This is a genomic window from Mitsuaria sp. WAJ17 (assembly GCF_014174515.1).
GTDB lineage: Bacteria > Pseudomonadota > Gammaproteobacteria > Burkholderiales > Burkholderiaceae_C > Roseateles_B.
Window position 1 is genome coordinate 83,978 of the sequence record NZ_JACJUG010000022.1, and the last position, 12,084, is coordinate 96,061.

Here is a 12,084-nt window from a genome sequence, read left to right on the forward strand (position 1 = left end):
TCCTGTTTATCGGAGGTGCACATGTGGAAAGTGAACCTGCTTCCGCTAAGGGAGCGTTGCACACTGGTTGTGTTCCGTCGTCTCGTTGCGACACTAGCTCTTGCATCCGTTGTGGCCTGTGGCGGGCGCGCCGATGAGATGCCGGCGAAGTGGGCCATCGCCTACGAGCAGAAATCAATCGGCCAAATAGTTGCCGAAATTGGGGCCCCGCAAGAGATCGCTTCGGCAAAGCAGTTTATGAACTGGGTTGAGCCAACGGCGACGGGTACGCGATTGCTGAAGGTGATGTGTCCTACCAAATGCGATGACACCGAGAGACCAACCGAGATTTTGTTCATAGTCTACCGCACGGGGGACAGTAACCCTATCCGGGTGACGAGCTTGCTAAAAGTCAGTTCCAACACTAAGCGTTGACGGCTTTAAGTGGTCGCAGCCATGGTCAGCCCGCGATGTAAAACCTCTGCGCAACTTTGGTCTTTCGGTGCTGCTGGACGATATTTCTTTTTGATGTGTTCTTCGGGTTTTCATCATATGGCATGGCATTTTTGAGTGCGCAGTCGTCTTTGATTTTTTTGCATCCAATGCAAGTTGTAGGCAGCCGCTGATTGCTGCTGCGCTGGTTGTGGCTAGTTTAATTGATTCTATTGTCGCAGTTATGGGTGGTCGAAAGATTCGTAAATGGTAGAGAATGACGGCGATTTGAAAGTTGGCCTGGCGCTGCGTAGTCTGGGGGGCAGTGACGCCGCCCGCAAGGCACTGATTGAGGGGCTTTTGCCTTAAGCTACCAGCTGTACTTGCGCCATTTGGTGGCGCCGTAATGGAAATACGGTCGACCGATCTGCGTATATTTCCATGGTGTTGCTGAATTCGCCAGGAATTGCATTGGTTGCAGAGATGGGGTGGTTAATGCAATTGCCTCTTCAGTGACTGCGCTAGTTGAAGTGAGTTCAGCAAAGCTTTCGGACGGCGCTGCTCCCACTTAAAACAGGAGCGTCTGGTTTAAATCGAAAAGCTCCTGCTACACCGGCGACACAGGAGCAGAGCAGGAGATTTTGGTTTATACCGACGAGTCCCCAAGCGTGACGAGGGGATTGAGGGAGGGGCATGTCGAATTACAAACCTATGGCGCAGGCGGCTGGCTTCACGCTGCTCGAGCTGCTGGTGGTCATGGTGATCATCGGATTGCTGGCCAGCTATGTGGCGCCACGCTTCTTCGACCAGATCGGCAAGAGCGAAACCAAGGCGGCCCGGGCGCAGCTGGACGCCCTGGACAAGGCGCTGGCCACTTACCGTCTGGACACGGGCCACTACCCCAGCACGGAGCAAGGTCTCAAAGCACTGGTCGAACGACCGGCCGAAGAGGCTCGCTGGGCTGGCCCTTATCTCTCCAAAGCACTGCCACCGGACCCTTGGGGGCGGGCCTATCAGTACCGCCTTCCTGGCGAGGCAGGGCATGACTACGAGCTGCAAAGCCTGGGCAAGGATGGGCAGCCTGGCGGCACTGGCGAGAACGCGGACGTCAGCGTCTGGGACAGTGGGCGCTAGATGGCGCTTATGGGGGAGGGAAGTTGATGCAGTTCCGCATCCATGTGGTGCAAGGCCGCGGTGTGCCTCATGCACTGGAGGTCGAGGCGGCCTCCTCGGAAGAGGCGCGGGCCCTGGCCGTGCGGCAAGGGCACACGGTGCTGAATGTCGAAGCTGTCAGCGGGCATTGGCAGCAGCTCTTGCGAGCCAGGGCCCGCCCGCTGGACGTGGTGGTGCTGGCGGAGCAGCTGCGTGATTTGCTGGGGGCTGGCCTGAGCGTGATCGAAGCCCTGGATACCTTGGGCCGCTCAGCCTCGTCGGACACCTCGGAGGCCCTGGAGCAGCTCACGCAGCGCTTGAGGGGCGGGCAAGCCCTTTCGCTGGCTCTGTCGGCGGACATGCGCTTTTCCGCGCTGCTGGTGTCGCTGGTCAAGGCTGCTGAGCTGACGTCTGATCTGCCTCAGGCCCTCACTCGCTTCATTGAACACGAGCGGCGTGTGGCCGAGCTCCGCCATCGGATCAGCTCGGTGGCCATCTATCCCCTGGTACTGACTGGGGTGGGGCTGACCGTCTTACTCTTCCTGCTGCTGTATGTCATTCCTCGTTTCGCTCGGGTATTCGAGGGTATGAATGGGGCGCTTCCCTGGTCGGCCAGAGCCATGATCAGCTGGTCGCATTGGCTGCAGGCGCATGGCGTGTGGCTGCTCCTGGCTGCGGGCATCGCCGTGGGCGGATTGGTGGCGTTGGTCGGCTCGCCCGCCGTGCGCACCAGGGCAATGCAGCGCCTGATGCAGCGGGGACCCCTGCGCGACCGTCTGCGTGTGTACTTTTTGTCCCGCTGGTACCGCTCCACCGGGATGTTGGTGGCCGGTGGCATCCCTCTGCCCGAAGCGCTGGCGCTGTCCAATGGCGTGCTTCCGCTGGGCATGCGCGCTGGCGGGCTGGCGGTGGAGCGTGCCTTGCGTGAGGGGCAGGCGCCGGCCAGGGCGCATGCGGATGCAGGCATGGCCACGCCCGTGGCCGAGCAACTGATCCTCGCCGGAGAGCGTATTGGCGACATGGGAAGCGTCCTCACCCGCATCGCCCATTACCACGATGCTGAAGTGGCCCGGTCGCTGGAGCGTGGTGTCCGGGTGTTGGAGCCCTTGGTGATGCTGCTGATCGGGATCGGTGTCGGCGTGGTGGTCGTGCTGATGTACATGCCCATTTTTGAACTGGCCTCGGCACTGCAATGAGCCCTGAAATGACAATGAGCCAGCGGATCGCTGCGCTCCGGGAACAAGGCGAGGCCGACGTGTTCGGGGCCTTGCTTCGGACGGCCCCCGACGCACAGTCACTGGCTGACGAGCTGGGCGAACTTCTGTCGCTGCCCACGCTGCGCATCCAGGCCTTGCTGGAAATGCCTCCGCGCTTCGAGAGCCTGTCGTTTCCCGAGTGCGCGCGCCGGCGCTGTGCTTTGCTGGACGACCCGGCGCTGGCGCAGACCAGGCTGCTCATCACGGACCCCTTCGATACTGACACTCTGGCCTGGGCTCGCTCGCGCTTTGGGCGCATCGAAGCGACATTGGTCAGCACGGTGACCTTCGACGCTTGGCTGACGCACTGTGAGGGGCAGCTCACGGCGCTGGGCGCGCTCGCGGTGGCTCCGGACGCGCGTAGCGGAGCAGGGCAGGCTGGTGGCGCAGAGGTGCTCAGCCTGCGCCACATTGGCGTTGACGACAGTCCGTCGGTGCGCTTTGTCAATTCAACGCTGTACGACGCACTCAAGAGTGGTGCGTCCGACGTCCACCTGGAGAGTGACCCAAGCGGCCTGACCGTGAAATTCCGCCTGGATGGCGTGCTGACGGCTGTCAGCCGCATCGACAGCATGGAGCTGCTGTCCCAGGCCATCAGCCGCATCAAGGTGATGGCCCAGCTGGACATTGCCGAGCGCCGGGTGCCGCAGGACGGCCGGCTGCAGATTGCACTGGACGGTCGCATGGTGGATGTGCGGGTGTCCATCATGCCGAGCATTCACGGCGAGGATGCGGTGCTGCGCGTTCTGGACCGGCAGCACTTAGCCCAGACCTTGGCCGGGCTGACCTTGGACAAGCTGGGGTTCGATGAGGTCTCGGCGGATCGCATTCGCGCGTTGTGCCGCAAGCCGCATGGCATGGTGCTCGCAACCGGCCCGACGGGCTCGGGCAAGACGACCACGCTGTATGCAGCCATTGCCGAGACGCATCAGACGCGAGACAAGATCATCACCATCGAAGATCCCGTGGAGTACCAGCTGTCCGGGGTCCTGCAGATCCCGGTGAATGAACGCAAGGGGCTGACCTTTGCTCGGGGCTTGCGCTCGATCTTGCGGCATGACCCCGACAAGATTCTGGTCGGTGAAATCCGGGATGCGGAGACGGCGCAGATCGCCGTGCAGTCCTCGCTCACGGGGCATCTGGTTTTCACGACGGTCCATGCCAACACCGTGTTCGATGTGGTGGGGCGCTTCGAGCAGTTCGGCATTGACGCCTACACCTTTGCGTCGGCCATCAACGGCGTGCTTGCCCAGCGCTTGCTGCGTCGCCTGTGCGTGCACTGCCGTGCGCCGCTGCTGCCTGAGCAAGTGCAAGCCCTGAAGTGCTCGGCCGACTTGAGCTTCGAGCGAGCTTCACAGCTCGCTCGTGCCGTGGGCTGCGAGCAGTGCCGCGGCACAGGGTACGCCGGACGCTTTGCTTTGGGCGAACTGCTCGTGCTCACCCCTGTGATCAAGGCCTTGATCGGCGCTCGAGCTCCGCAGGCGCAGATCCAGGCGGAGGCCGAGCGCAATGGCTGGCGCAGCCTGCGCGCCTTGGCCTTGCAAGCTGCCTGGGACGGGCACACCAGTTTGGAGGAGGTGGACCGTGTGGCGGACTAAGCGCAAGCGGGTTCAGGTGCTCCGCGTGGGGCGCGACGCCATCGAACGCTGGGAGCAGACCGCTCAAGGGTGGGCGTGCAAAAGTGCGGCCAGCCTGGCGACGGGAGGAGAACGGGTGACAGCCCTGGCACCGGCGGTGGAGGCCGCGCTTCAGCTCGAAGGCACTGAGGAGCCCTATCACTCTGTGGTGGCCGTTCTCGAGTCCGCCTGGCTCCCCGTGATGCTGGTGCCACTGGGACCCGATCTGTGGTCCAGGGGGCACGCCGGACAATTGCTGCGTCATCGCTTTGGTGATGTCCATGGGCTGGATGGACAGACCGAGGTCCACATGGACTTTCGCGCAGGTGAAGCTCAGGTTCTGGGATATGCGCTGGCTCGCCCTGTCAAGGAGGCGCTGCTGTCCTCGGCCATGGCTGCAGCTGTGGAGGTGGCGTCTCTGCAGCCGGCCTTCGTCTGGGGACGTGAGTTCCTGAGCCGCCGTGGAGGTCGTCAAGCTGACGGCCATGGTGACAGGCCAGGGGCTTGGTGGGTTTGGTCCGAGCAAGATCGAACACTGGTGGCACTGCTGCGTGACGGGCGTGTGATGAGTTTGAATCCTGGGGCCTCGCAGGTGTCGGACCTGGAGGGTGCGAAGCGCTGCGCAGCGCTGGAGTCCTTGCGCCTGGGTGGTCTCATGAAAGACGCACCCGTGCTGGCGGCTGGCTGGCCTGGCCAGCCGTTGGGCGACTCGGGAGCAGGCTGATGCAGCGCATTGATTTTGTTCAGCGCAATTCTGCTCCTTGGGCGGCGAGACTGTTGCTGATTGCTGGCGGGCTGTCCCTGGCGGGCGCCTTGTGGCTGCAGCATCGTTGGGACGCAGTGCGCGCGAGCCAGGAGGAGCGGTTGTTGGCACAGGCGCAGGCGGCGGAAGCGTCACGCAAGGCGGTGCAAGCAGCGCAAAGGCCCACGCCAGACCAACTGCGAATGCGCAATGTGGCGCCTCTGCTGCGCCAGCCGTGGCTGCCCATCTTGCGCGTCATAGAGCATGCGACAGAGCCACCGGTCTATCTCCTGAGTCTTTTCATCGACCCTGCGGCTGGCACGGTGCGAGTGGAGGGGGAGGCTGGCAGCTTCGATCAAGTGCTGGCTTATGCCCGGACGCTCGATGACGACAGCGTGCTGGGGCCGGCTCGATTGGGCTCGCATGAGTCGATCACGGATGCGGCAGGGCGCACGCTGGTGCGCTTCTCGATAACGACCCCCTGGAGGACCCGATGATGTCACCGCATCCAAGGCGGAGCGCCAAGCTTCAGTTGCGCATCTTGGTGGCTCGGGCACATGAAGCCATTGGGCCTGTGGGATTGCTGGGGCTGTTGCTGACGGTGGTTGCCGCAGCCATAGGCCTTCGGGCATGGCACGGTCTGCGGCAGCTGGAGGCAGTCATGACAGCCGGCGCAGCGGCGCCAGCCTCGCCCTGGTCTATGCCCTTGCCCTCGCCCATGCAGGCTCCAAAGGCGGTACTTGCCGACGAGCAGGACATCCCGCTACTTCTGGCTCGTATGCAGCGCACCGCGGTGGACGCAGGCTTGGGCTGGCCAAAGGCGGACTACAAGGTCAACGCTGCGAGTGCCGAGTTGCCTTCGAGCCTGGAGGTGAAATGCGCATTCAAGGGGCCCTATCCGGCGGTACGCCGGTTTGTCACAGGCTTGCTGCTGGACGAGCCCGCGCTGACGCTGCGAGAGTTCAACCTCAGCAGGTCGTCGGCCGATGGGATCGATGTTGAGGCGCGGGTGACGGTGGTTGTCTACCTCCTGGCGGGGACCGGGCGAGGGCGCTTGCGATGAAGCAGAAACGCTTGGTTGTCTTGCTGGCCGTGATGGTGGGGCTCCTGGGGTTGCGCGCATGGAGCTGGCTCCATGCGGACGACATGGCACACCCGGTGGTTCGCTCTACGCCGCAGCCTGCCGGTCTCCGGCCATTGGCGGATGCCGCTTCCTCCGTTGATTTGCCAGCTGGCGCGCAGGATGCCGCAGCAGGCACGCGCGACCCGGACACTGCCGAGCCGGGCAATGCCTTTGCTTCACGGCTGCAAGTGGTGCTTCAGCAGCCTGTCACTCCGCCTGCGCCCAAACCGGCGACGCCCGCGACGGCGACTTCGGCCGTTACCGCTCCAGTGGGCCAGCCCTTGGCTGAGCCTGCCGCGGTTCGACCTCCCATGAGCGCGATAGGGACCTGGCAGGACGAGCTGGGCCTCAGTGTGTTCATTGCCATCCCCCAAGGGGTGAGGCAGGGCAGGGTGGGCGATGTCTTGTTGGCGGAGTACCGCATCGCCAGCATCACGCCACAGCAGGTGAGGGTGGTCCATTTGCCCAGCAACAAAGAAATGATGCTGCCCATCTCGGCGGCAAGGTAGGTTCAGGTGCTCAAGAAATCAATGACGGTGGTTGCTGCAGCGGCAGTGCTGACGGGGTGCTCGGGCTACCGCGCGTATCGGGAAGGTCAAGCCCATCTTGCTGAAGGGAAGGTACAGGCAGGGCTCACCAAGCTGAAAGAGGCATCTGACCAAGATCCCGGCAATGTTGAGTACCGACGTAGCTACTTTACGGAGCGGGAAAGTGCGACGAATGCACTGATGCGGCGGGCTGATCAGGCGATAGGGTCTGGGGACTTTGACGACGCCCAGCAGGCCTACGCCCAGGTGTTGGCGATTGACCCTGTAAACGCCAGAGCGACGGCGGGGACCGCGCGAGTCGCAGATGCCCAGCGACACTGGGCCATTCTCGACGGGGCTCAAGACCTGGCACGCAAAGGCGATGTGGAGACGGCGCTCTCACGAACGCAGCAGGTCCTGTCGGAGAACCCCAACAACGCGCGGGCTACGGCGATGTATCGCCAGCTCTCACGTCAGCAGGCGGACAAGACGGGCAAGGAGTTAGGCATCTACCCTCGACTGAAGGAAGCCTATCGCAAGCCGGTGAGCTTGAACTTTTCGGGCGCCACCTTGCAACAGGTGTTCGAGGCCTTGAAGCAGGCTTCAGGCTTGAACTATGTGATCGACAAGGATGTGCGCGCAGACCAGCGCGTGACCCTGTCCGTGACGGCCAAGCCCGTTGAGGACATCCTTCGCCTGCTGTTGGCCACCAACCAGCTGGAACGACGTGTCCTGGACGAGGACACCTTGCTCGTCTACCCCAACACGCCGGCCAAGCAGGCGGAGTACCGGGAGATGATCGTGAGGACTTTCTACCTGAGCACTGCTGAAGCGAGCAAGGTGGCGACCCTGGCCAGGACGATTGCTCGGGCGCGGGACGTGGTGGTGGATGAGAAGCTCAACACCCTGGTCGTTCGGGACAGTGCCGAGGTCGTGCGCCTGGTCGAGAAGCTGGTGGCGACGCAGGATGTCGCGGAGCCCGAGGTCATGCTGGAGCTCGAGGTGCTGGAGGTCAGCGTGAACCGCTTGCTCGAGATGGGCGTCACCTGGCCCAGCTCTATCTCCGCCACGCTCAGTGGAGCCGCAGGCGCTGGTCAGCTCACGCTCAACGAATGGCGCCATCGCAGCGCCGATATGGTGAAGCTCAATGTGGGCAATCCCATGGCAGCGGCCCAGCTGCGCAGCCAGGTGGGCAGTGCCAACCTACTTGCCAATCCCCGCATCCGGGTCAGGAATCGACAGTCCGCCAAGATCCTGATCGGCGAGCGTGTGCCGGTCTTCACGACGGTGGCGACGGCGAACGTTGGTACGGCTGAATCCGTGAACTACCTGGATGTGGGGCTGAAGCTCGACATCGAGCCTACGGTGTCGGTCGACAACGATGTGTCGATGAAGCTGTCACTGGAGGTCTCCAACATCATCGAGACCATCTCGCGCGCCAGCGGCGCGCAGGCCTACCGAATCGGCACGCGCAACACTTCGACAGCACTGCGGGTACGCGACGGTGAGACCAACATCCTGGCTGGGCTGATCAAGCGCGATGAGCAGCGATCCAACACCGGTGTGCCCGGCCTGAACGAGATTCCTCTCCTGAGCAAGCTCTTTGGCGGCAGCCGTGACAACGATTCGCGGACCGAGATTGTGCTGCTGGTCACGCCGCACATCGTCCGCAACATCGAGCCCCCTGGCATCGGGCTGCAAGAGTTCATGTCGGGCACCGATGCAGCCGCCGGGGCGGCGCCCATTCAGCTGGGGACGCCGGCTCCTTCATCGCAAGCACCCACACGCGTCGAACAGGTCAACCCCTTCCCCGGCCGTCCCACGATGACGCCCAATGCGCCCATTCTGCCGCCAAGAAACGCGCCTGCCTTACCTCCGGGAGGGCCGGGAACCGGCGTGCCGGGGCAGACGTCGGGAACCGCCCCGTCCACACCGCCGCGATCCTCCTTTGCTCCTTGATCGACCATGGCTCGCGGGTTTTCTTTGATCGAGCTGCTGGTCGTCGTCGCCATCATGGCGGTGCTGGCCAGCATTGGCTTTCCCTTGGCGGAGCTCGCGCATCGGCGTTCGCAGGAGGAGGAACTGCGCAGGTCCTTACGGGAGATCCGCTCTGCGTTGGATGCCTACAAGCGAGCCTCTGATGCGGGGTTGGTCGCCCGTCCGGTCGGTGGCTCTGGCTATCCGCCTTCGCTGCAGGTGCTGGTAGAGGGGGCGCCCAATGCTCAGATGCCCATGGCGGGCAAGCTCATCTTTTTGCGTCGCCTTCCCCGGGACCCGATGGCCCCGGCGGCGGTCGTGGACGCCGCCGATACCTGGGCCCTGCGCAGCTATGACAGCGCCTTCAACGACCCCAAGCCAGGACGCGACGTGTTCGACGTCCATTCCAAGGCGGAAGGCTCGGGGCTGGACGGGAGGCCTTATCGTGACTGGTAAAGGACTGAGGACTGGCTTCACGGTGGTCGAGCTGCTGGTGGTCATGGCCATCATCGCTGCCTTGCTCACGCTGGCCGCGCCCCGCTACTTCGATTCGTTGGAACGGGCCAAGGAATCGGCACTTCGCACCGACCTTCGGATCATGCGCGAGGCCATTGACAAGCATCGGGCGGACACTGGGCGCTTGCCCCAGGGCTTGGACCAGTTGGTCGAGGCCCGCTACTTGCGCGCCATCCCGCTGGATCCGATCACGGACCGAGCGGACACCTGGGTACTCAGTCAGGACTCAGTGGGTGGCCTGAGCGGTGTCGTGGATGTGCATAGCGGTGCACCTGGCACCGCGCGGGATGGCACAAGCTACTCGAGCTGGTGACGATGAACGATCAGCGCGGATTCACCTACCTTGGCGTGCTACTGGCGGTCGCCTTGATCGGCTTGGGCCTGTCGCTTGCTTCCGAGGTCTGGAGCACCACGGCGCGCAGGCAGCGGCAGGTGCAGCTGGAGTGGGTGGGACAGCAGTACGTCCAGGCCATTGGCAGCTACTACGAATCTACACCCGGGCGCGTCAAGGCCTTTCCCAAATCGATTGAAGATTTGTTGGACGACAAACGGGTCCCGTTTGCGCGTCGGCACTTGCGGCAGCCCTATCCCAATCCGCTGAGTGGTCGGCTGGAGTGGGAACTGATCCGGACCCCCGATGGAGGATTTCGTTGTGTTGGGCCCTTGCGATCCAATGACGAATTGCATAGTGCCGGGCCATTCTGCTACCGGCCCGACGGGGCTTCGCGGGGAGGCTAAGGCGATCTCAACGAATCTGTCGCGCAATACGGACGCCGGTCTTGATACTCACGCCATCGAGTCAAGTTCAACGGGCGGTGCATGACTGGCTCCGGCTGCATTTCAATCAAGCCAGTCAACGGGACAAACAATATGGCACAAGACGAGACTGATCAACGAAACGATGCGCCTGTCGCCGGAGTAGGAATAGACCTGCTTGAAAGGCTGTGGGATGCACGATGGGCGCTGCGCTTGGTGTGCGTCCTGCTGTTCTTTGACCAGGCCATGTTGCTTCACGTCAAACGGGGCATGTGGCAATGGTCAGAGGTCGGAAAGCGTGTGCTCGATGATGTCGGCTGGTTGGCTGCCGTCTTCGTTGCCTTTAGCACTCTTGTAGCCATCGTAATTCCTGCAGGCTTCATGGTCATCCGCCTCCTCGCTGAAGAACTTAGGCTCCAGCTTCCGCGCGGCTTAACCAGCCCAAGACAAGAATCGATCAGACGTTCCGACGGATTCGTGTACGCGAGTGATTTTCATCGCCTGGCGCTCAAGGAACAAAGTGAATTCCTCCTGCGAATATTTGACAGCGATCAACGGAGCAAGAGGGCCAGCGAGCTTGCGGTAGAGCGTATGGGCGACCTTGTCGCTGCTGCGCTGGTCGCTGGGCTCACAGATTGGTTGCTGGGCCTTCATTCACCCGGGGGCGTCAGCTTGATCGGAGCGATCGAATCTGCGTTGGGGCAGTGGATGGGAGTCGCGACCACGATCGTCTTGCTTTGCGCTGGCGCGCTTCTGAAGGTTGCTTGGTTCCCCCCATACCGCCCGAATGTCATCTACTTTCCACCACTGGACGAGGAGCAGCGTAGGACAGCACGCGAGGGCCATCGCCCCGGATGAGAAGGATGGGACATTCGAAGGAAGCCACCTTGCCGTTGCTGAGCAAGGGGCCCAGAGGCCGATCGATTGACGACAGCTTGGCGATGCAAGTGGCATTCAAACGTCGAGGCGCAACGTCGACGCTCTATGCATGCTGGATTGCTTCATGCCGCGGTGGCCAGCATGGAGGGCGAATGGCATGAGGTGACAGCCTGGCGTCTGCAATCAAGCAGCGCTGGGCAACAATAGCTATGCGCCGGCAATAGCCGTTCTGAACGTTCGAACTCCTGCACATGATCGTCTTCCTGGATACAGAGTTCACGGACCTTCTTCGCCCTGAACTCCTCAGCATGGGGCTTGTCAGCCTGGACGGACGCGAGCACTACGTCGAACTGAACCTGTCGAGCGAAGTTGGCATCGCTCGCCGGAGGGCCGCTTCCAAGTTCGTCCTCTTTGAAGGAGTCCTGGACCAGTGGGACAAGGTCGCCAATGCCGCCTCGACTGAATGGGAGATGGGCCGCCGAACCGGCGAATGGCTGCTCTCGATGTCCGAGGAGGCCAGCGCTCGAGTCGAAGTGGCCTTTGACTACCCTGCGGACTTTGAGCTGCTGGCACTTTCCGTCCGCAATGCAGGACTGTGGGAGCAGGTGCGTGAATCGGTACTCCCAGTCAACATCGGCGCCCTTTCTGGTAGCCCAACCGGTGAAATCGCTGCCGAGGAGTGCTTCCGCGATCTTCGAAAGCGAGGGCTGGGCCGTCATCACGCCTTGGCTGACGCTCTTGCGCTTCGAGCCGCCTATCAGGCGGTGAAGGCGCTGGCTATGAATGTCGGGAGCGCATAGGCGGAAATGAGGCCCCATAAGTGGCAGTCAAGGCTCTTTGGTTGAGCGCCCCTTTGGCCCGACGGACAGCATTGCAGCGATCTCGGTCGGCGCCGTTCATCGTGCGCATGGTGGCGGCCTCAATCCGGTCAACGAGCCGCAAGCCGTGGTGCGCTCTCAGCGACTGCTCCGTGAGTTGCAGCAGTCGCTCGCCACAACAATCGTAAGCAATGGGATGGACGCCCCCACCCGTAGACGGCATCGAAGTGCCACAGTGGATGTGTCAGCAACCACTCGATCGGAAGGAGCGTCCACCATGGAGATTACGACGATCGGCCTCGATCTGGCCA

15 protein-coding genes are annotated in these 12,084 nt (G+C 62.6%); all 15 read left to right on the forward strand.

Features of this window, described 5'->3' with window-relative positions; all coding sequences use genetic code 11:
* Positions 1-21: 21 nt before the first annotated feature.
* On the forward strand, positions 22-414 hold the full coding sequence (locus tag H5407_RS17330; RefSeq protein ID WP_183105735.1) for a hypothetical protein: 393 nt from the start codon (positions 22-24) through the stop codon (positions 412-414).
* Positions 415-1,104: 690 nt separating this feature from the next.
* The gene (gene gspG, locus H5407_RS17335; RefSeq protein ID WP_255501298.1) at positions 1,105-1,545 is read left to right on the forward strand and encodes a type II secretion system major pseudopilin GspG; all 441 of its coding nucleotides are present in this window, start codon (positions 1,105-1,107) and stop codon (positions 1,543-1,545) included.
* Between the two features lie 137 nt (positions 1,546-1,682).
* Entirely contained in the window at positions 1,683-2,759 is a 1,077-nt protein-coding gene (locus H5407_RS17340) for a type II secretion system F family protein (protein WP_183105736.1), read from the forward strand.
* Positions 2,760-2,767: 8 nt separating this feature from the next.
* A complete protein-coding gene (locus H5407_RS17345) occupies positions 2,768-4,417 on the forward strand; it encodes a GspE/PulE family protein (protein ID WP_183105737.1) in 1,650 nt (549 codons plus the stop codon).
* Between the two features lie 115 nt (positions 4,418-4,532).
* Positions 4,533-5,159: a hypothetical protein gene (locus tag H5407_RS17350; RefSeq protein WP_183105738.1), complete on the forward strand. Its 627-nt coding sequence runs from the start codon at positions 4,533-4,535 to the stop codon at positions 5,157-5,159.
* Positions 5,159-5,674, forward strand: coding sequence for a hypothetical protein (locus tag H5407_RS17355; protein WP_183105739.1), 516 nt, complete (start codon positions 5,159-5,161; stop codon positions 5,672-5,674). The genes H5407_RS17350 and H5407_RS17355 overlap by 1 nt, the downstream gene beginning before the upstream one ends.
* Before the next feature lie 221 nt (positions 5,675-5,895).
* Positions 5,896-6,240, forward strand: coding sequence for a hypothetical protein (locus H5407_RS17360; RefSeq protein ID WP_183105740.1), 345 nt, complete (start codon positions 5,896-5,898; stop codon positions 6,238-6,240).
* Entirely contained in the window at positions 6,237-6,809 is a 573-nt protein-coding gene (locus H5407_RS17365; RefSeq protein WP_183105741.1) for a hypothetical protein, read from the forward strand. Before H5407_RS17360 ends, H5407_RS17365 begins: the two co-directional genes overlap by 4 nt.
* 21 nt (positions 6,810-6,830) lie before the next feature.
* The gene (locus tag H5407_RS17370) at positions 6,831-8,786 is read left to right on the forward strand and encodes a secretin N-terminal domain-containing protein (protein ID WP_183105742.1); all 1,956 of its coding nucleotides are present in this window, start codon (positions 6,831-6,833) and stop codon (positions 8,784-8,786) included.
* Between the two features lie 6 nt (positions 8,787-8,792).
* Positions 8,793-9,260: a type II secretion system protein gene (locus H5407_RS17375; protein ID WP_183105743.1), complete on the forward strand. Its 468-nt coding sequence runs from the start codon at positions 8,793-8,795 to the stop codon at positions 9,258-9,260.
* Positions 9,250-9,633 carry a prepilin-type N-terminal cleavage/methylation domain-containing protein gene (locus H5407_RS17380; RefSeq protein WP_310737667.1) on the forward strand — a complete coding sequence of 128 codons (384 nt, stop codon included), beginning with the start codon at positions 9,250-9,252 and terminating at the stop codon, positions 9,631-9,633. The genes H5407_RS17375 and H5407_RS17380 overlap by 11 nt, the downstream gene beginning before the upstream one ends.
* Before the next feature lie 2 nt (positions 9,634-9,635).
* On the forward strand, positions 9,636-10,058 hold the full coding sequence (locus H5407_RS17385; RefSeq protein WP_183105745.1) for a type II secretion system protein: 423 nt from the start codon (positions 9,636-9,638) through the stop codon (positions 10,056-10,058).
* An 81-nt stretch (positions 10,059-10,139) separates the two neighbouring features.
* Entirely contained in the window at positions 10,140-10,934 is a 795-nt protein-coding gene (locus tag H5407_RS17390; protein WP_183105746.1) for a hypothetical protein, read from the forward strand.
* Between the two features lie 272 nt (positions 10,935-11,206).
* Positions 11,207-11,755 carry a hypothetical protein gene (locus tag H5407_RS17395; protein ID WP_183105747.1) on the forward strand — a complete coding sequence of 183 codons (549 nt, stop codon included), beginning with the start codon at positions 11,207-11,209 and terminating at the stop codon, positions 11,753-11,755.
* A gap of 37 nt (positions 11,756-11,792) precedes the next feature.
* On the forward strand, positions 11,793-12,084 hold a 292-nt coding region (locus H5407_RS24030; RefSeq protein WP_220800662.1), incomplete at its 3' end, for a hypothetical protein.

Coding starts and splice junctions, on each gene's coding strand:
- H5407_RS17330 (WP_183105735.1), top strand. CDS start 22: ATGTGGAAAGTGAACCTGCTTCCGCTAAGGGAGCGTTGCACACTGGTT.
- gspG (WP_255501298.1), top strand. CDS start 1,105: ATGTCGAATTACAAACCTATGGCGCAGGCGGCTGGCTTCACGCTGCTC.
- H5407_RS17345 (WP_183105737.1), top strand. CDS start 2,768: ATGACAATGAGCCAGCGGATCGCTGCGCTCCGGGAACAAGGCGAGGCC.
- H5407_RS17355 (WP_183105739.1), top strand. CDS start 5,159: ATGCAGCGCATTGATTTTGTTCAGCGCAATTCTGCTCCTTGGGCGGCG.
- H5407_RS17360 (WP_183105740.1), top strand. CDS start 5,896: ATGCAGGCTCCAAAGGCGGTACTTGCCGACGAGCAGGACATCCCGCTA.
- H5407_RS17365 (WP_183105741.1), top strand. CDS start 6,237: ATGAAGCAGAAACGCTTGGTTGTCTTGCTGGCCGTGATGGTGGGGCTC.
- H5407_RS17370 (WP_183105742.1), top strand. CDS start 6,831: ATGACGGTGGTTGCTGCAGCGGCAGTGCTGACGGGGTGCTCGGGCTAC.
- H5407_RS17375 (WP_183105743.1), top strand. CDS start 8,793: ATGGCTCGCGGGTTTTCTTTGATCGAGCTGCTGGTCGTCGTCGCCATC.
- H5407_RS17385 (WP_183105745.1), top strand. CDS start 9,636: ATGAACGATCAGCGCGGATTCACCTACCTTGGCGTGCTACTGGCGGTC.
- H5407_RS17390 (WP_183105746.1), top strand. CDS start 10,140: ATGACTGGCTCCGGCTGCATTTCAATCAAGCCAGTCAACGGGACAAAC.
- H5407_RS17395 (WP_183105747.1), top strand. CDS start 11,207: ATGATCGTCTTCCTGGATACAGAGTTCACGGACCTTCTTCGCCCTGAA.